Below are 18,787 nucleotides of genomic sequence, written 5' to 3' on the forward strand. Positions count from 1 at the left end.
GACCAAAGGCCTTACAAGGTCATCATTCTGCCACACATCCGATAACATATGTGTAGCAAAGGTTCACTAATATACCTTTATTATAAATGATAATAATTTTCATTATCAACTGTAATTTAGAGTGGAATTGGATTTCATCTCATCTATAACTTGTTACGCTTATTTGGGTTCAGAAATCTTCGTAAACCACGCGGCCAATTCCTCTGTTTGATCCAATGTTGCAATCGGGTCAAAGTACCATGAACGATCCGGGCTCCAGATAAACACTCGATCATTCTTAACCGCATCCAGTGAACTCCAGACTGGTTTCAATTTCAACTCTTCCAGGGTCAGATTATCTGCTGTTAGAATAATGTAATCTCCGGCAAACTCAGGAATCGCTTCCGATGATACTTCAACAAGTTGATCCTTCATTAAGATTTCTTTCTTATCTGCAGGAGGATTCAAACCAAGTGCGCTGTAGACCGCCTGACCTCCCCGCCCAAAATTATCACCAAAGGCCAACGGTGCTTTATCATAGAACTGCATAACCGACACCTCAGCCTGCGGATCAATCGCCTCACCAACGCGCTTCTTGGCATCTGCAATTCTTGCATCATAATCGGCTAACCATGCCTCCGATTCTTTTTCTTTATTTAGCATTTCTCCAAAGTAGGCGATCTCTTCGTGGGTGTTTTTAAATTCGCCATAAGGTACAACCAAGGTAGGTGCAATTTTGCTAAAGGAATCAAATAAATCAGGATTACCTGTCACAATCAGATCCGGTTCAAGTTCCAACACCTTTTCAAGAGAAATGGTTTCATATTCACCAATATTTTGTACACCCTCAAGTGAGTCGATAAAATAAGGATTTTTCAGGTTCATCTCTGGTGTACCCACAGGTTTGATTCCCAGAGCGATCAAGCTGCCCAGATACAAGTCAACCACAATCCGTTTAGGTTCAGCGGGGATTGTAATATCTCCCTTAACCGTTGAGACTGTGCGGGGTTCCGATGAATTGCTTTGATTCTCCGCTGTTACTGTCTTCGTGGAACTTGATGTATTATTGCTTCCGGATGCATCCCCGCTTGAATTACTGGCAACACCTGTAGAGCAGGCACTCAGCAGTAACGTAAGACTTAGTAGAATACTAAGCAGCATTCCCGTTCTTGTCTGTCTGTTCATATCTATTGACCCTCCATGCTTATATTGATAATGATTATCACCATCAGTATAAACATACCTTCCACTTCCACCTCTGAAAATGTCATTTCGCGCCATGTTTGATGTCAGATCAGGCCAATATAGGGGTGCTGAGCTCTTTTCTTTGAATTGCAAAGGAGAAAGACCTGTATGTTTCTTGAACATACGTCCCAAATAATATCCATCCGGATAACCGATACCGGCTGCAATCTCCTCCAACGTGGCGTCCGTTTGCAGTAACATCTCCTTGGCTTTGAACAACCGAAACTGAAGCAGATAATCGATGGGACTGGTTCCCGTCGACTGTTTGAACTTGCGTGACAAACTTCTGGGGCTGGTACCAATCCTTTCTGCCAAAACATGAAGTGTAAGTGGCTGGGTGTAGGAAGACTCTATAATTTCAATGACTTTACTGACCTGATCCATCATACTTGGATAGCGATTGGATACACGAGGTATCTGTGACGATATCTGCTCCACAAAGGAATAGAACAAACTCTTGGCCTGAAAGTGCTGAATGGGGTTCTTTTGATCCCACAAAAAGTGCATCTGCTTCAATTGCTCATATAGAATGGTTGGCATATCGGGGGTAAAGCCATAGTTCAATTGGAACGGATTGATACGCTCCATTAACCTTCCCAGATCGTTTCTCCCTCCACGAGACAGGTTTGCTTTGTACATCAAGTAATATAAACGCAATCCGGATTCGCCTGCTTGAATCACCAACTTACTCCCTTTTCCCCCATGGAGAATATAAAAGCGACTCACTTCATACGTTTGGTTTTCAATCGTTACGCCAGCCTCACCCTGAATGGTGAGTACAAAGGTACTTGTTGGAAATTTGTAATTCATCTCTTCATATGCTTCTAATTCAATGTAACGTATATCCGCTATACTCACCGCAGCATAGTTCCAGAGGATATAATAATCATTCCACATTTTGCTAACCCATCTCCATCTGCATAGATTGTGTCTGTACTCTACTCACTTATTGATAACCATTATCAATTATTATGATAAAGTACGCAATACAACCGATGTAAATGGATCCATCCTCACAACAAAAAAAGCTATTCAAATCCTTCTCTTAACATCCGATATATGTAAATAGAACCATGATAAAGAGTGAAAGGGGTACAGAGAATATGAATTCAATCTCATCTGCAACCAAAAGCAGTTTCACTCCCGGGAATCAAGTCTCCAGTCGGGATAAAGAAATTCAGGGACTCATGCAGCAGAAGATCCGGCTCAATGAAGAAATGCAAGGGGTAAAAACCAATGACGAGTTGGATACCAAAACCAAAGCTCAGCGGATTAAATCCTTAACGAGCTCCATTTCCCAGATCGATAGCCAGATCGCTCAAATTAAATCAGAGGAATTGCAGGAAAAGAACAAATTAAGACAGCCCGAAAAAACTCAACAGCAACCAACCAAACCAACCGACGAGACACAAGCCCCTTCACTGGATCATCTAATTAAACATAGTCAGACTTATGATCAATTGGGTAAGCTGGTCGGTTTGCGTGATCGCATGCAGGGCTCCATTCAGACCACTGAAGGAGAGACCCGATTCGACCGACTCGTTCTGGAGATTAATCCTCCGGGAAACGCTCTCGATCTGGGCAAATCCATGATGTTGGAAAATTCAGAGCGCACCGTCTTTCAGGCAAAACGAGAGGTTGTTCAGGACGTCAATTCTCAGCTCAGCAAGGTCAATCAAAAGATTGGGGATCTGGTGAAAGAGATCCATCAGCCCGCACCTAAAGAGGCAGCACAAACTCCTATCTCTGCAGCATCTGGAGAAGAAGATCAGGAAGTAAATGAAGGAAAGAAAACGGAAAGTAAAGAGAACCCATCAGATGGCGGAATCACAGATCAGGAATCAGGAAACAGTCCGCAAACTACGGCTTTTGCATCTCCTGCTGCTTCATACCCATCCGTTGATATTCGAATCTGAGTACCTTTTGCTCAAACATACTTATATGTATACATATTGGGGTTGAAATGTTTTCTTTGCGGAACACAGCCTTGGACCCGCATGCATCAAATGATAGAAAAACCGCTATTACAGGTGACTAATTCCTGATACGTAGCGGTTTTTCTGAACTTCTGCGTTTTACTATCTCGGGTATAAAGGCGAACGCTCCACTTCTTAAGGTTCATTCTGTCCTCTACGTTCTCATATAGTTGTATATTTCCATTTATATCGAATGTGTACTTTTTATTTCTAACATGGATTGCTGGCGGTATCATTTGCACAGATGATGCTGCCGGCAATCGCTTTACAACCTTTTTTGATGCGTGTGGCCTCATCAATGATCTGATCTATGTTTTCATATTTTTGCTTGCTATTGGTCACAACGGCGATCGATACCGACACGAGAGGGATGGGTCGATTCAGCCCGGAGCGTCCTTCCCCCAGAACATATTGATGATGCCAATCATGTTCGTTGTAGAACGTCTTTTTCATTTTCTCAAAATCCGAGATGACTTCCTCACTAATGTGCTTGTAATCATGGTGATTGAGAATCGCAATAAAATCATCACCACCGATATGTCCAAGAAAAGCTTCAGGAAGAACAAAAAGCTTGCGAAGCAAATTTGCTGTCGCCTGAATAAGCTGATCCCCCATTTTGAAGCCGTAGCTATCATTGTAGGATTTGAATTGATCGAGATCAACGTACAATACGCTAAAATGGTCCAGCTGAAGAGCCTGAGACAGCCTTTCATCTATAATATGATTACCTGGAAGACCAGTCAGCGGGTTCATAAAAATCGCCATTTCAGCCCGTACATCAGCAACAGCAAGCAGCAAACGGCGAATACTCACAGCTCCAAAAAAACTTTCTCCCGACGTGACCAGCACAAGGTCATATATTTCCCCTTCATCTCGGTCCATGGCGAGAACACTGACATCCGTAATCTGTTCCGAATAATCCACGACCAGTGCCTGCGTGTTCATCACAAGTTCTACAGGACGTCCCATATACAGATTATAGCCATACTGGGTGCCAATCTGCTGAAAGAATCGGGGGCGCATCATCAATGACACACCCTTCTCCCCCATAACAGCTATACCTTCCAAACTGGGATTGGACTTGAAAAGATGATAGACGATATCACATTTTGTATCAGATTGTACTACAGGAATTGGTTCAGCAATCTCGCCTATTTGCGTAAACATACGATTCTACTCCTCTGTTCGTAGCATCTAATCCGAACTTTCCAAATATATATGTAGGTCTTTGTCAATGGTCACATCGTACCACTTTCTACTTGAAAAAGCGTTAACTGAAGGTAAAAGTTTATGAAATATTTCCTTTAAGTGAATCTAACTAATCGCATTACTCTAATGCTCAATCTCAAATGTTGGGAATAATTCGTACACAGATCAATTTCTTCCTCTTGATTCATATAGTCGTAAAGCAAAAACACCGTCATTTACTGGATGTACTACATCCAATAAATGACGGTATTCGTTAGCATACATCGCACCAAGATATGTGATATTTCAGGTTGTTTATCGCCAAATTCATCTGGCTGGAAACTATTCAGAATACAATTTTTGTAGCGGATCACTACTCCTGACCCTTTCAGCTTACCTTATGCTCAATTCTGAGCTTGTCAGCAACCATCGCGATGAACTCGCTATTCGTTGGTTTCGACTTGCTGATGTTGATCGTGTAGCCAAACAGATGGCTGATGCTGTCGATGTTACCACGAGTCCATGCCACTTCAATGGCATGACGGATGGCACGTTCGACGCGGGACGGCGTGGTTTTGAATTTTTCGGCAATCGCCGGATACAGCGTTTTGGTGATGGCTCCCAAAATTTCGATATTGTTATACACCATCGTAATGGCTTCCCGCAAATACTGATATCCTTTAATATGCGCAGGAACACCGATTTCATGTATGATGGACGTAATGCTTGCATCGAGATTTTTGTGTTTGCCCATTGGCACAACATTGGATTTCATGAACATGGATGATCCGCTGCTTGTAGACATCGCCGTCTGTGTTCCCACCAGTTGACGCACACGATTCGCAAGCACTTCCATGTCAAACGGCTTGAGAATGTAATAGGAAGCTCCGAGTTGCACGGCACGCTGTGTGATATTCTCTTGTCCGAATGCCGTAAGCATAATGACTTTAGGCTGTGGAGACAGGTTCAGGTCGCGCAAGCGCTCAAGCACACCCAGACCGTCCAGATGAGGCATGATAATATCCAGAATCAATACATCCGGCACATCCCGAGTTTGCTCCAGCAATTGCAATACTTCTTCTCCATTGTATGCAATACCGGTTACTTCCATATCTTCCTGCTCAGATATATATTCGGCAAGCAAATTCGTAAATTCACGATTATCATCGGCCAGCAATACCTCAATTTTTTGCAAAACGGTATCCTCCTTTAAATTAAACATCGTTTCGTACATTTCCTTACAGGTTAAATTTTCGACACAGCAAGTTAAATTCCTCCTGTCGAAAATTATTTTTCTTTATTTTTTTTTCTCAATCCTATATAATAAATAATTTATTTCATTATCCGATATATTATGTTTCCTTTCGACAAAAAAGAACCTCAGGGCTGTTTATCCAGCCTTGAGGTTTTTGGTGTTTTCCTTTTTCATCATAACGCCAGCATCTTGTAACATCCATTCGATGAAGCAACCATAACCCGATTTAGGATCATTGACGAATACATGAGTAACTGCACCGATCAACTTACCATTTTGTACAATGGGGCTGCCACTCATACCTTGAACGATGCCTCCGGTCTTATCCAGCAGTTTCGGGTCCGTGATGCGAAGTACCAGACCTTTCGTTGCTGGCTCCGTTTGATCTGCCACATGGACAATGTCAATGGAGAAGCGTTCAACTTGTTGACCGTCAACCACGGTAAGTATTTCGGCCGGTCCTTCTTTGACTTCATGTGAGAAAGCGACGGGAATACCTTTTGAATACAAACTGTGCTCAGGATTTCCGGACATTTTACCAAAGATACCAAAAGCCGTATTGCGTTCAATATTGCCCAAAATTTTGCTTTCCTTGAGGAAATGAGCACGTTTTTCACCCGGATCACCGGTCTCACTTTTCGAAATGGACGTCACATTGGACTGGACGATCTGACCACTACCCACAACAATAGATGTTTGTGTATTCATATCTGTAATGACATGGCCCAGTGCGCCGTATACGCCCTGATCGGGAGCATAGAAGGTAAGTGTGCCAACGCCGGCTGCAGAATCACGAATGTATAAACCAAGCCTCCACGCTTGATCCTCGGAGTCATAAGCCGGAGTCAATCGAGTCTTGACCGTTTCCTTACCACGCTTCAACACAACATCAATACCTTTTTTACTTTTCCCTGCAAGTTCAACGGCTTCAGAGACACCTGCCACGCCATCCAGACGTTTACCATCCATATGCGTGATCAGATCTCCGAGCTTAATGCCTGCGTTTTCTCCTGGCGATACACGCTCATCCTGCCCAGAATGGACTAGATGATGGCCAACCACCAGAATGCCCGCCGATTTAACTTTGACGCCAATCGTTTGACCCCCGGGTACAACACGCAAATCCGGTATCACATTCACATGGACTGTTTTGACCGGAATTTTACCCCACAACTTCAACGTTAATTTGGCATGTCCCGTCTGTTGAGGGTTAAGATGCAAAGGTTGTTGACTCGTAACATGCATCGCTGCCTGATCATCCAAGCCAACAATATCAGGACGATCTACAACGGCGCTTGAAGCAGCAGGTACAGCGAGCCGGACATCTGCTTGCCTGCCAGCAAACACCTGCAATTCATCCGGTAGTGAAGCATAACTTTGCACAGGCTGAATGGCCTGGCTAATCACACAAAGAAAGAAGGCAAATAAAAGACCTAGCAATTTCTTCCTGAGGGGGGAATTCAATGGCTGTCACACTCCCTTTGCTTCTTTCGCTTGACGAAAGGTGGTCGCCAATTGCGTACCTTTAAGATAACCTTGCCCCCAGGCTTTTATTACTGTCAATCATTACGCCAGCCGTTCGTTTCACCCTTTTTTGGCTTCCGCCAAATTCAGCATTTCCTGTGCGTGATGCAGTGTTTTTTCTGTAATTTCCACGCCGCCTAGCATACGTGCCAATTCCTTCACTCTGCCTTCGTCTGACAGCGATTCCACTTGCGTCATCGTCCGTCCATCGTAGACATGTTTCTCAATGAGATACTGATGATCTGCCATACAAGCCACTTGTGGTAAGTGAGTTATTGAGAAAACCTGACAAGTTGAAGACAAGCGGAACAGTTTTTCCGCAATCGATTGAGCTGCTCTACCGCTAACACCTGTATCAACCTCATCAAAAATCAACACAGGTATTCGGTCATGCCGTGCAAAGATACTCTTCATCGCCAGCATCATTCTCGACAACTCACCACCTGAAGCAATCTTGCCAAGTGGTCTTAATGGCTCACCCGGGTTCGGTGAGATCAGGAATTCTGCATTGTCCGCACCCTGTCGATTCAGACGAATACGGCGTCCATTCCATTCAATGCCCTTCGGATCTTCAAATGGGGTAATCTGAACACGCAGTGTGGTCCGCTCCATCTGCAGATCTTTGAGCTCACTTTCCACCTGTGCAGCAAGTTCCTCGGCGCATTGTTTGCGAACCTTGCTAAGTTCTTCAGCAGACTCCATTACAAGGTTAAGCATTTTGTCGCGTTCAGCTCGCAATTTCTCCAGCCGTTCGTCCTTGTTCTCCAGTTGGTCGGTTTCATGGCTAATCTGATCATAATAACTCAGAATAAGTTCAACACTGTCCCCGTATTTCCGTCTGAGGCCAGAAATCAGATTCAGCCTTTGCTCCACTTCTTCCAGTCTCGCCGGATTAAATTCAATCTTCTCCCGATAATCCCTTAACTGGAATGTCGCATCTTCCAATTGATAAAATGCGGATTGCAGCTGCTCCACAATGGGTTGTAGTCCTTTGCTGTCATATCCAGAAATGTCTTCAATTCTTGAAAGAGCAATGCTCACAGCTTCAAGCCCGCGTTGACCACTGAGCAGATCATATGCACCAGCAACACTGTCCATCATTTTCTCACTATGGGATAGTTTGACCCGTTCTTCCCCGAGTAATTCATCCTCGCCACGTGTAAGGCTTGCTGCTGCGATCTCCTCAAGCTGAAAACGATACATGTCCAAGAGTTGATATGCCCGCTGACTCGACTCCTGAAGCGCACGCAGTTCTTTTTCCGCCGTGATGAACTTGCTGTAGCGCTCTTGGTACTTTGCTTTGACAGGTCCAATTACTTCCGAGCCATAGGTATCGAGAAGCCCCAGATGGCTCTCTGCACGCAGCAAACTCTGATGTTCATGTTGACCATGGATATTGATTAATTTCTCGCCTACTTCACGTAGCATGGTCAGATTGACCAATTGCCCATTAATACGGGACGTACTTTTCCCCTGAGTATTCAACTCACGCCGAATAACCAAATGCTCTTCAGGCTCACAATGGATACCAAGCTTCTCTAAAGTCTGCCAGACCGGATGACTTGGTTCCATCTCAAAAAGTGCTTCCATCTCCGCCTTTTCACATCCATACCGGATTAGATCAGCTGAACTTCGTCCACCTGCAATTAAGCCAAGAGCATCTATAATAATCGACTTCCCTGCACCCGTTTCCCCTGAAAGTACATGGAATCCCGGATGGAATACTACGTCAACTTCTTCCACCACAGCCAGATTGCGAATCGATAACGTAACTAACATCTGCAAAAACACCTCCGGATGACTAACTCAGAAATTATGTTTTTGAACCATTGCTTTAAGCAATATAACCCATGATACGTTCAATAACGGTCACGCTGTTACCTTCAGTCCGGCAGATAATCAAAATGGTATCATCTCCACAGATTGTGCCCATGACTTCATTCCACTCAATATTATCAAGCAACGCTGCAATGGAGTTGGCTGTTCCTGGCAGACATTTCATCACAACCAGATTGTTCGTGTGATCAATGTGCAAGAAATTATCAACGAGCGCACGCTTCAACTTTTGAATCGGATTATATCGTTGATCTGTCGGCAAAGAATATTTATACCGTCCGTCATCCATCGGAATCTTGATTAACAGCAGTTCCTTGATATCCCGGGATACCGTCGCCTGAGTCACCTGAAAACCTGATTTGCGCAGTGCTTCAACCAAATCATCCTGAGTCTCAATTTCATTTTGACTAATAATTTCACGAATCTTGATGTGCCTTTGTCCTTTCATACATGCCTCCAGTTAAATGTATTGCAATAAAGCAGCAATTGTAAATCCGCCGCAGACTTTGCCCTGCAATGTTCATTCTTTTATATTAGTCAAGATCATCCCCATCATAAACATCTTCCTGATAGTCCATGAGCCTGATTAACTTAATATCGGAATCCTCCAAGTCAACATACAGCAATCCTTCACAGCCAGGATATAACAACAGATAATTGAGGAAGCGATCCCTTAGCGCAGGGCCGGTCATTTCAAGTGGCTGTCTGCGACGTGATGTTTTCACCAGGTATCTGAGATCCTCACGTTCTGCAACATAATCAATAAATAATCTGCTGTAATAAATGGATTCATTGGCCTCAAAAGCCAGAGGGACTTTCATTTTGCCACCGATGACTTCGTAACCCTGTGCTTCAAGCAAATCCAAGGCAGGGGAGTCCTGAATCTTCACGTTCAGTTGCATTCCAGACAAGCTTACCGGCATCGGTCGGTTCACCCAATTACGCAAGCCGAAGAACAGCCACAAGATCAAACAGACAGCAAGTACACCTATAACGATTGTGTCATATTGACCATCCATTATCGCTCACCTCGAAGACATATTCGAGGTTCATTCCCGATTTCCCTTTACACCAATCATCTTTCCAGCGAAAAGAAACCCATCTTATGATGAGTTTCCCGTAAATGTATGAGCTGCTTCCTTGGCAACTTGCTCCGCAAGTGCATCAAGTGAAGCTGGATCGTTCTCTGGTTGTGATGCCTCTGGTTCTTCCAGACGCCAATGTGCGAGAAATTCTATATTACCTTCTCCACCGGTTATCGGGGAAAAAGTTAAACCCTGCAGATGTAAACCAAGTTGACTGGCAAAATGAAGCATCGTCTGCAAAACATCCTTGTGTACCTTCGTATCACGTACCACACCGGACTTGCCTACTTTTTCACGACCTGCCTCAAATTGAGGTTTAATCAATGCAACGATATCTGCAGGTTGTTTCAAAAGAGCCAGGAGCGGTGGTAATATGATTCGCAGTGAAATGAACGACACATCAATGCTCGCAAAGTTCGGCACGGGTCCCGTCAGATCTTCAGGCGTCACATAGCGAAAGTTGGTTCGTTCCATAACAGTAACCCGCTCATCATTACGCAAAGACCAGTCAAGCTGATTATAACCCACATCAATAGCGTAAACGTGAGACGCACCATGCTGTAGTGCACAATCCGTAAATCCACCAGTGGAGGAACCAATGTCGAGCATGACAAGTCCATTCATATCAAGGCCGAAATGACGGATCGCTTTTTCGAGCTTCAATCCGCCTCTGCCGACGTAGGGATGTACCGAGCCTTTAACTTTCAGCTCGGCTTCCCTTGGAATTTTCATGCCCGCCTTTTCGATCGGCTCATTATTGGCGTACACGAGTCCAGCCATGATTGCAGCTTTTGCCTTCTCACGACTTTCATAATAGCCCTGCTCAACCAGCAGAACATCAATTCGTTCTTTCGGGAGTGACATGTATTTCTCCTATCATGTAGATTTACGAAGGAAAACGTGTTTTGGGTATGCCGTAAGATGATTGAACAGCCATCTTGCGCAGCTCAGCACATACATTTTCCACGGTAAGACCCACTTCCTCACGTTGTTCCTTAATACTGCCATGCTCAATGAAGCGATCCGGAATCCCCATTAATTGTACATGAACATCATGCAATCCCTGTTCGGCATAAAACTCCAGTACTGCACTACCCATGCTACCTGCTTGGGATGCTTCTTCAAGTACAATCAATTTGGTTCCTCGAACAGCCAGATCACGCAGCATCTGCTCGTCAAGAGGTTTGAGGAAGCGAGCGTTGATTACGCCTGTTGTGATACCTTCCCGCTTCACCAACTCCGCTGCTTCTTCGGCAAGCTGTACCATCGATCCTGAAGCGATGACAGCATATCCCTCCGATGGACGCAGTTGCTCCCATGATCCGATTGGAATCGGAACAAGTACATCATCCAGAGGTACACCGACCACATTGTTTCGTGGATAACGGTAAGCAATTGGACCTTCATTATAATCAAGCGCCGTTTTCATCATATGGCGCAATTCATTTTCGTCTTTTGGCATCATCAGAACGATATTTGGAATATGACGCATAAATGCCACATCGTATACCCCTTGATGTGTTTCCCCGTCCGGTCCAACAAACCCGGCACGGTCAATGGCAAACATCACGTTGGCGTTATGTCGGCAAATATCATGCACAATCTGATCATATGCACGTTGCATGAATGTGGAATACACCGCGAAGACCGGCTTCAAGCCTTCCATAGCGAGTGCAGCACACATGGTGGCCGCATGCTGTTCTGCGATCCCTACGTCAATCATGCGATCAGGAAATTCCTTACTAAAAGGAATGAGACCTGATCCCGTAGGCATTGCAGGTGTTACCGCTACAATCCGCTTATCCTGTTTCGCAAGATCAATCAACGTTTGACCGAACACTTCCGTGTACATCGGTTTTCCGACTGCTTTCAGCACTTGCCCGGATTCAATTTTGTACGGAGAGATGCCGTGCCACTTGTGCGAATCGGCTTCTGCTGGCTGATAGCCTTTGCCTTTAGTTGTAAGTACATGGACCATGACTGGACCATCCACATTATCCGCCTGTTTGAAGGTTTCAATCAATTTTGGAATATCGTGCCCATCAATCGGTCCCAAATATGTGAAGCCAAGTTCTTCAAAAAGAACACCTGGTACCATCATATATTTGACACTGTCTTTGATCCAGCTTGCCGATTTGGCCAAACGATCTCCAATAGCAGGAATTTTTTTAAGCATCCCCTCGACATCATCTTTCGCTTTCAGATAATGACGATCCGAACGAATTTTGCTCAAATATTTATGCATGGCCCCAACGTTTGGAGCAATGGACATTTCATTATCATTCAGAATAACCATCAGTTTTCTCTGCTCATGACCGATATGATTGAGAGCCTCAAAAGCCATACCACCTGTAAGCGCTCCATCACCAATCATCGCGATAACTTGGTTGTCCTCACCCTTCAGATCACGTGCAAGGGCCATCCCCATCGCAGCGGACAATGAAGTACTGCTGTGTCCAGCTTCCCATACATCATGTTCACTTTCGTTGCGTTTGACAAACCCGCATAGGCCGTTATGTTGACGCAATGTATCAAAGCGGTCCATACGCCCTGTCAGAACTTTGTGCACATAAGCCTGATGCCCTACATCAAAAATCATTTTGTCTGCCGGACTGTTATAGCAGTAATGCAGGGCTACCGTGAGCTCAACCACGCCTAAGTTAGGTGCGAGATGCCCCCCTGTAACGGACAGTTTCTCAATCAGAAACTGCCGGATCTCTGCCGACAAAAGGGCAAGATCATCCTGAGACATCGACTTTAGATCACTGGGTTGTTTAATTTGTGGAAGCAGCACGAGAATCTCCCCGCTTTCCTAGATTGTTTAGTTTATTGTTGTAAATCGATATATACATTATGAATCAAATGACATTAAATCATTATAACATAAAAGAATAAGAATCATAATTTCCTGCACTATACTCCCGATAACGAGCATTCTCGCCAGCAAGTTATTTAGAATTCTTCTCCATATGTATTCCCGCATCCACTCGGGACAGACTTTTTCCATCCACTCGGAAAAAGGACATTACATTTATTACACGGTTATACAGGTTTTGAAACAGCGCGCTCTGTCAGAATCTAATGATCTCGACTCATCAAATAATCTGCAATTTCCAGCAATCTGGATGCATCAGGTAACTCGGCTCTTTCAAGTGCATCTTTAGCAGATTGGGTAAGGGATTTCACTTCGTCTACAGAAGCCTCCATACCAATAAAATAAGGGTACGTTACCTTTTGCTGATTCACATCGCTTTGTGTTTTCTTGCCCATCTTCTGCTCGTCGCCCGTCAGGTCGAGAATATCATCCTGAATCTGGAACGCCAGGCCGAGATCACGGCCAAACACACGCAAGGCTTCCAATTGTCCTTCCGTTGCTCCACCAATTCGTGCTCCGGCAATGAGGGAGAAAACAATCAGGTCACCCGTTTTGTGCAAATGAATATATTGAAGCTGTGCAAGATCAGTCATGCCTTGTTCGCCTTCCATATCCGCAACTTGGCCGCCAACCATGCCTCTTGCTCCAGCGAGTTCGGACATGTCCTCCACGATGGACAGCAACGCATCTGACGCCACACCACTACGGCGTCCAGCTTGAACAATGCTATAAAAAGCATGAGTTAGCAGTGCATCGCCTGCCAATATGGCTGTTGCTTCACCATAAACCTTATGATTCGTTAATTTTCCCCTGCGGTAATCATCATTATCCATAGCGGGCAGGTCGTCGTGGATCAGTGAATAGGTATGAACCATCTCCACGGCGCAGGCTACCGGCATTGCAGCTGTACGCTGTGCACCGAAGGCTTCCGCCGCAGCAACGACCAGAAGAGGACGAAGGCGTTTGCCTCCGGCCATAAGTGAATACTGCATCGCATCCGCCAGCGACTGGGGTACATCCCAATGATCAGGAAGCGTCTGTTTCAACGCTTCTGTCACCTCAGCTGTGACCTCTTCAAGGTATGCTTGAAACGAAGGACGATTACTCATGGACTTCACCGCTCTCATCGTCAGCAGTTCCGAAAGGCTTCTTGCGAAGCTCTCCATCTTCTTCTACGATCATCTCGATCTTACGTTCCACTTGTTCCAGCTTCAGACCGCAAAGTTGCGATAGTTTCATTCCGCGCTGAAACAGATCGATGGCCTGTTCCAGCGGAACATCACCATGTTCAAGCTGACCTACGATGTCTTCCAATGCCGCCATTGCTTCTTCAAAATTCAATTCTGGTTCATTCGCCATGGGTATTGTCGTCCTCCTTCATTCCCCAAACCTGACAGTCCAGCTGTCCGTCTGTTAATTTAATCTTAATCGAATCTCCAGGTTGTACATCCTTCGTTGACTTGATCAAGCGCTGTTCCTGCTCGTCATAGACCAGGCTATATCCACGTGACATAACTTTAAGCGGGCTAAGCGCATCCAGATGCCGCACAGATGATTTCCACTGTTGCTGCTTCGATCTGGTTATGGATCTGATCGCAAGTTCCAGCTGTCTGCGTGCTGCCGCATTCTCTCGGCGTGCTGCATTAACCTGGTCACGAGGATTGAATCGTTGCAATGCCGCCCGAAGACGCTCCTGCTTCTCTCCCGTCCATTTCATACGCGTATCCACTGTTCTCAACAGCCGTTGATGCATCATATCCAGTCGTTCTGTGTGCTGCATCAAGGTACGTCTTGGATGAACAAGTACCGGCGAACGCTGTAATCTCGCGAGCCGTTCACGATTATGTACAGCACGCTGACGCAAGCTGTGTTGTAACTGGCGCTGACGTTGTGCAATCTGATCGAGCAACTCAGCTCGATTAGGTACAGCCAGTTCCGCAGCGGCTGTAGGCGTAGCCGCACGCAAATCGGCTGCAAAATCAGCAATGGTAAAGTCCGTTTCGTGCCCAACCGCAGAAATAACAGGAATAGCTGAAGCGACTATCGCTCTTGCCACAATCTCCTCATTGAAGGCCCACAATTCTTCCAGTGAACCGCCTCCGCGTCCAACGATAAGTACGTCAGCTTCTCCCATCCGGTTCAGGTTGCCAATCGCTTTGACGATGGAAGGTGCTGCACCTTTGCCTTGAACCAGAACCGGATACAAAACAACTTTGGCAGAAGGGTATCTGCGTTGGAGTGTAATCATGATATCCCGAACCGCTGCTCCAGTTGGTGAAGTTATAACACCAATAGTCTGTGGATAACGTGGGATCTCTCTTTTGCGCGAAGGTGAAAATAACCCTTCATCCTCCAGCTTTTTCTTCAGCTGTTCGTAAGCCAGATACAAACTTCCGATCCCGTCCGGTTGCATATGAGTAGCGTAGAATTGATACTGCCCATCCCGTTCATACACCGAGACATTACCACGGGCAATAACCCTTGCACCCTCCTTCGGTACAAAGGGTAATCGCTGGTTATGGGACGCAAACATAATCGACTTAATCCGGCTATCCTTGTCCTTCAATGTAAAATACATATGGCCGCTGGAGTGATGTGTGAAATTGGATATCTCTCCGCGTAGCCAAACGTCCGACAGGACCTGATCCGATTCCAGTTTCATTCGAATGTATCGGTTCAGGTCTTTGATGGAGTAGATCTTTTGATCTGCCACAGACAGAGCCCTAGGCCAATCCGTGAGCGCGTTTGGCAGCGATCAGTGTATTTTGCATTAGCATGGTGATTGTCATTGGACCAACACCACCAGGAACCGGTGTAATTGGACCAGATACTGCCTTCACGCTCTCAAAGTCAACATCTCCTGCCAGTTTGCCGTTCTCCAAACGGTTCATGCCGACATCGATAACCACAGCACCTGGTTTGACAAAATCAGCATCCACAAAGTTTGCACGACCGATAGCTACCACCAAAATATCAGCCTGACGCGTGATTTCTTTCATATTTGCTGTACGGGAGTGACACATCGTTACCGTTGCATTCTCACGTTGGAGCAACAGCGATACCGGTTTACCAACGATGTTGCTTCTTCCGATAACCACCGCATGTTTACCGGACATTTCGAGTCCAGTACGCTTGATCAGTTCAATGACACCTGCTGGAGTACATGGAAGCAGACTATCGTCTCCAATGACGAGATTACCAACATTGACTGGATGGAATCCATCTACGTCTTTATCCACGGCAATCGCATCAATGACTGCTTTCTCTTCGATATGTTTTGGCAGTGGGAGTTGAACCAAGATACCATTAATGGATTGCTGATTGTTCAGCTTGTCCACCAGGGCAAGCAGATCTTCTTGAGACGTATTGGCATCCAAGCGATGCACTTCGGAGTAGAAGCCGAGGTCGTGACATGCTTTTTCTTTATTACGCACATAGACTTGGGATGCCGGATCTTCCCCGACGAGCACAACAGCCAGACCAGGTACTACCCCCTGTTCGCTAAGCTGTTTTACTTCTGTTGTCATGCTTGCGCGGATCTCTTGGGATACTTCTTTACCGTTAATAATAGATGCTGTCATTGTACTCTCTCTCCCTTATGTGAATATAAATTTAGAGGTTGTTCAAAAAGCCCGCTTTTGATTACGAAGGATACTGAAAACCGGTCTTTTTGAACACACACTATAATTAATCTTAACTTAAGATAATTTTGCTTTAATCGCGTCAACTTCCTGAATCATGCGTCCAAGTACACCATTGACGAATTTACCGGATTCTTCTGTACCAAAATATTTGGACAGTTCAATCGCTTCATTGACGGATACTTTTGCCGGAATGTCATCACGGAACACCATTTCATACGTAGACAGTCGTAGAATCTGGCGATCTACACGCGACAGACGGCTGATCTGCCAACCTTTCAAATAATCCACGAGCAATCCGTCGATCGCTTCCTTATTGTTCCAAGCTCCTTGTACAATCTCAGTAACATAAGTACGCATTACATCTGCATCGCGAATAACCACTTCGGTTTCATTATCTTCAGCAGCTTCATTGATCAACATGTTTACAGCTTCTGCTGCACCCACCTCATTCATTTCCATCTGATACAGACTTTGTACTGCAATTTCCCTTGCCAAACGTCTTTTCATGTCCTGCCTCCTGCAGCGCTCCGTCTGGAGCGTCATCATGCTTATTTTATAATCCATGCAACCATCTCATCAAATCCCTCAAGTGATTAGTCGATGGCTTCCACGGTATTGTTATTGTTATCCCTTTTCACAAAAAAACCTGCAATACGTTTCCTCCAAAAAACGGGCAACCTAAACTACAGCTCTATTTTCGGAAGAAACATATTGCAGGGTTCAGGTAGGTCACTTAAACGGACGCCAGCGATCACCCAGCCATTGTCCCCACTCCCTCCAGGGAATGGACGAACCCAGCTTCGAATCGCTTCGTCTGCCTAACGTATAACCGATGAACACCAAGAGTGCAAAGAACAACATATCCCAAAAACCGATCCATACATAAAGAAATCCAAAAAAGATGCCGCCGATAATTCCGGTAATTCGGCCTCTGTGACTATCCCAAATCTCTTTCCACAGCATCAGTGAAACTCACCTCATTCCACTCGACTCTTGTAGTTAGGCGACTGGGTTACATTCGCGATATACACCGTGACAAAAGAAACCGGGATGCCCGTAATCTCTTGTACATGATCATGTATCGCCTTTTGCAGATCAGAAGTCAGCGCAGGAATAGGTGTCTCACCATCCACTACTGCACGAATCATAATCTCCAGTCCTGACTCAACCACGCGTATGCGTGCCTTGACATCACGTACTCCCCGGAAACGGGAAGTCGCCTTCAAACAGAGATTCTCAATCGTCTCCATCGAAATCTGTACATCACCAAACTCAGTACGTTGATCTACAGACGGCAACGATGCACGCTCACGCCGAACCGAGATGTAGAAAAACCGCAAACTCAGGATAAACAAAATCGCTGCTGCAATAACCGACGCAACAATAACGTTTTGTTCCTGCTGATAATTCAATTCGTAAGGCAGCACACCGCTGATCAGAAGAATGACGGCTGCCGATATTGCTCCAACGCTTATGCTGTATATAAACAACAGAAGCCGATCCAGTATTTTAGCCACGAACTGCACAGCCTCCCTTGCTCACTAACATGACTTAACCTGTTCACTAGCAAAAATCAGATCGTCATTTTAGCTTTCGCTATAATGAAGACCTGTCCAAGACGGGGATAACCCCCGGCAGAAGATGCCGGGGGAATCTGTCTTCTTTTATTTTACGCGCTGACTGTTCAGGTCGATCTCTTCCACTTTCTCGGTGGTCTTGAACTGAACGTCATGAATGTGCACATTCACTTCATTCACATTCAATCCTGTCATGTTCTCAATGGAACGTTTCACGTTCTGTTGAATCTCCGTAGCCACTTGTGGCAGACGGTACCCGTACTCAATAATTACGGAAACATCAACTGCAGCTTCACGTTGGCCCACTTCAACTTTAACACCTTTGGAAAGGTTTTTGCGACCAAGCAATTCAGCAAATCCGCCAGCGAATCCACCACTCATGCCTGCAACACCTTTCACTTCAAGGGTTGCCAATCCGGCAATCACTTCAATAACTTCAGGTGCGATCTGGATTTCACCGATATCCGTTCGTTCAAATTCAGTCGGTAGTGTACTCATAACTGTTCAACACACCTTTCGCGAGATAAGTTTGCGGCCATCCGTCAGGGCGCTGGACTCAGGTTAGACAACCTTCAGAACCCTTCCGGTCCGGCTTTACCGGAA

General features: G+C 45.3%; 18 protein-coding genes. 1 reads left to right on the plus strand and 17 read right to left on the minus strand.

The window, feature by feature from the left end:
* Positions 1-159: 159 nt before the first annotated feature.
* Positions 160-2,121, minus strand: a complete 1,962-nt coding sequence (locus NKT06_RS20645) for an AraC family transcriptional regulator (RefSeq protein WP_253438776.1) — start codon at positions 2,119-2,121, stop codon at positions 160-162.
* A 206-nt stretch (positions 2,122-2,327) separates the two neighbouring features.
* On the opposite strand from NKT06_RS20645, the gene NKT06_RS20650 reads away from it, so the two are divergent.
* A complete protein-coding gene (locus NKT06_RS20650) occupies positions 2,328-3,140 on the plus strand; it encodes a FlxA-like family protein (protein WP_253438779.1) in 813 nt (270 codons plus the stop codon).
* A 270-nt stretch (positions 3,141-3,410) separates the two neighbouring features.
* Here NKT06_RS20650 and NKT06_RS20655 read toward each other — a convergent pair whose 3' ends face one another.
* The 16 genes from NKT06_RS20655 to NKT06_RS20730 form a co-directional block, all read right to left on the minus strand.
* On the minus strand, positions 3,411-4,367 hold the full coding sequence (locus NKT06_RS20655) for a GGDEF domain-containing protein (RefSeq protein WP_253438783.1): 957 nt from the start codon (positions 4,365-4,367) through the stop codon (positions 3,411-3,413).
* Between the two features lie 409 nt (positions 4,368-4,776).
* A complete protein-coding gene (gene spo0A / locus NKT06_RS20660; protein WP_253438786.1) occupies positions 4,777-5,583 on the minus strand; it encodes a sporulation transcription factor Spo0A in 807 nt (268 codons plus the stop codon).
* Between the two features lie 195 nt (positions 5,584-5,778).
* Positions 5,779-7,107, minus strand: coding sequence for a SpoIVB peptidase (spoIVB, locus tag NKT06_RS20665; protein ID WP_253438790.1), 1,329 nt, complete (start codon positions 7,105-7,107; stop codon positions 5,779-5,781).
* A gap of 120 nt (positions 7,108-7,227) precedes the next feature.
* The gene (recN, locus tag NKT06_RS20670) at positions 7,228-8,946 is read right to left on the minus strand and encodes a DNA repair protein RecN (RefSeq protein WP_253438793.1); all 1,719 of its coding nucleotides are present in this window, start codon (positions 8,944-8,946) and stop codon (positions 7,228-7,230) included.
* Between the two features lie 55 nt (positions 8,947-9,001).
* Positions 9,002-9,451, minus strand: coding sequence for a transcriptional regulator AhrC/ArgR (gene ahrC, locus NKT06_RS20675; RefSeq protein ID WP_017687604.1), 450 nt, complete (start codon positions 9,449-9,451; stop codon positions 9,002-9,004).
* Between the two features lie 85 nt (positions 9,452-9,536).
* The gene (locus NKT06_RS20680; protein ID WP_253438796.1) at positions 9,537-10,022 is read right to left on the minus strand and encodes a hypothetical protein; all 486 of its coding nucleotides are present in this window, start codon (positions 10,020-10,022) and stop codon (positions 9,537-9,539) included.
* Between the two features lie 84 nt (positions 10,023-10,106).
* Positions 10,107-10,952, minus strand: coding sequence for a TlyA family RNA methyltransferase (locus NKT06_RS20685; RefSeq protein WP_253438799.1), 846 nt, complete (start codon positions 10,950-10,952; stop codon positions 10,107-10,109).
* A gap of 22 nt (positions 10,953-10,974) precedes the next feature.
* Positions 10,975-12,882, minus strand: a complete 1,908-nt coding sequence (gene dxs / locus NKT06_RS20690; RefSeq protein ID WP_253438802.1) for a 1-deoxy-D-xylulose-5-phosphate synthase — start codon at positions 12,880-12,882, stop codon at positions 10,975-10,977.
* A gap of 284 nt (positions 12,883-13,166) precedes the next feature.
* Positions 13,167-14,072, minus strand: coding sequence for a polyprenyl synthetase family protein (locus tag NKT06_RS20695; protein ID WP_483311629.1), 906 nt, complete (start codon positions 14,070-14,072; stop codon positions 13,167-13,169).
* Positions 14,065-14,322 carry an exodeoxyribonuclease VII small subunit gene (xseB, locus tag NKT06_RS20700; RefSeq protein ID WP_017687599.1) on the minus strand — a complete coding sequence of 86 codons (258 nt, stop codon included), beginning with the start codon at positions 14,320-14,322 and terminating at the stop codon, positions 14,065-14,067. Before xseB ends, NKT06_RS20695 begins: the two co-directional genes overlap by 8 nt.
* The gene (gene xseA, locus NKT06_RS20705) at positions 14,312-15,676 is read right to left on the minus strand and encodes an exodeoxyribonuclease VII large subunit (RefSeq protein ID WP_367399870.1); all 1,365 of its coding nucleotides are present in this window, start codon (positions 15,674-15,676) and stop codon (positions 14,312-14,314) included. The genes xseB and xseA overlap by 11 nt, the downstream gene beginning before the upstream one ends.
* 10 nt (positions 15,677-15,686) lie before the next feature.
* On the minus strand, positions 15,687-16,544 hold the full coding sequence (folD, locus tag NKT06_RS20710; RefSeq protein ID WP_253438807.1) for a bifunctional methylenetetrahydrofolate dehydrogenase/methenyltetrahydrofolate cyclohydrolase FolD: 858 nt from the start codon (positions 16,542-16,544) through the stop codon (positions 15,687-15,689).
* A gap of 117 nt (positions 16,545-16,661) precedes the next feature.
* Positions 16,662-17,114: a transcription antitermination factor NusB gene (nusB, locus tag NKT06_RS20715; RefSeq protein ID WP_017687596.1), complete on the minus strand. Its 453-nt coding sequence runs from the start codon at positions 17,112-17,114 to the stop codon at positions 16,662-16,664.
* Positions 17,115-17,336: 222 nt separating this feature from the next.
* Positions 17,337-17,570, minus strand: coding sequence for a DUF2273 domain-containing protein (locus tag NKT06_RS20720; protein WP_017687595.1), 234 nt, complete (start codon positions 17,568-17,570; stop codon positions 17,337-17,339).
* 14 nt (positions 17,571-17,584) lie between these two features.
* Positions 17,585-18,124, minus strand: a complete 540-nt coding sequence (amaP, locus tag NKT06_RS20725) for an alkaline shock response membrane anchor protein AmaP (protein WP_017687594.1) — start codon at positions 18,122-18,124, stop codon at positions 17,585-17,587.
* A 147-nt stretch (positions 18,125-18,271) separates the two neighbouring features.
* Positions 18,272-18,682 carry an Asp23/Gls24 family envelope stress response protein gene (locus NKT06_RS20730; protein ID WP_253438809.1) on the minus strand — a complete coding sequence of 137 codons (411 nt, stop codon included), beginning with the start codon at positions 18,680-18,682 and terminating at the stop codon, positions 18,272-18,274.
* Between the last annotated feature and the right edge of the window lie 105 nt (positions 18,683-18,787).

The organism is Paenibacillus sp. 1781tsa1 (assembly GCF_024159265.1).
Classification (GTDB): Bacteria; Bacillota; Bacilli; order Paenibacillales; family Paenibacillaceae; genus Paenibacillus.

Bases quoted from the DNA above. Each gene is read 5' to 3' on its own strand.
- NKT06_RS20720 (WP_017687595.1), bottom strand. From the start codon at position 17,570: ATGCTGTGGAAAGAGATTTGGGATAGTCACAGAGGCCGAATTACCGGA.
- folD (WP_253438807.1), bottom strand. From the start codon at position 16,544: ATGACAGCATCTATTATTAACGGTAAAGAAGTATCCCAAGAGATCCGC.
- ahrC (WP_017687604.1), bottom strand. From the start codon at position 9,451: ATGAAAGGACAAAGGCACATCAAGATTCGTGAAATTATTAGTCAAAAT.
- NKT06_RS20650 (WP_253438779.1), top strand. From the start codon at position 2,328: ATGAATTCAATCTCATCTGCAACCAAAAGCAGTTTCACTCCCGGGAAT.
- NKT06_RS20645 (WP_253438776.1), bottom strand. From the start codon at position 2,121: ATGTGGAATGATTATTATATCCTCTGGAACTATGCTGCGGTGAGTATA.
- NKT06_RS20695 (WP_483311629.1), bottom strand. From the start codon at position 14,072: ATGAGTAATCGTCCTTCGTTTCAAGCATACCTTGAAGAGGTCACAGCT.
- NKT06_RS20730 (WP_253438809.1), bottom strand. From the start codon at position 18,682: ATGAGTACACTACCGACTGAATTTGAACGAACGGATATCGGTGAAATC.
- NKT06_RS20685 (WP_253438799.1), bottom strand. From the start codon at position 10,952: ATGTCACTCCCGAAAGAACGAATTGATGTTCTGCTGGTTGAGCAGGGC.
- NKT06_RS20680 (WP_253438796.1), bottom strand. From the start codon at position 10,022: ATGGATGGTCAATATGACACAATCGTTATAGGTGTACTTGCTGTCTGT.
- xseB (WP_017687599.1), bottom strand. From the start codon at position 14,322: ATGGCGAATGAACCAGAATTGAATTTTGAAGAAGCAATGGCGGCATTG.
- nusB (WP_017687596.1), bottom strand. From the start codon at position 17,114: ATGAAAAGACGTTTGGCAAGGGAAATTGCAGTACAAAGTCTGTATCAG.
- NKT06_RS20655 (WP_253438783.1), bottom strand. From the start codon at position 4,367: ATGTTTACGCAAATAGGCGAGATTGCTGAACCAATTCCTGTAGTACAA.
- recN (WP_253438793.1), bottom strand. From the start codon at position 8,946: ATGTTAGTTACGTTATCGATTCGCAATCTGGCTGTGGTGGAAGAAGTT.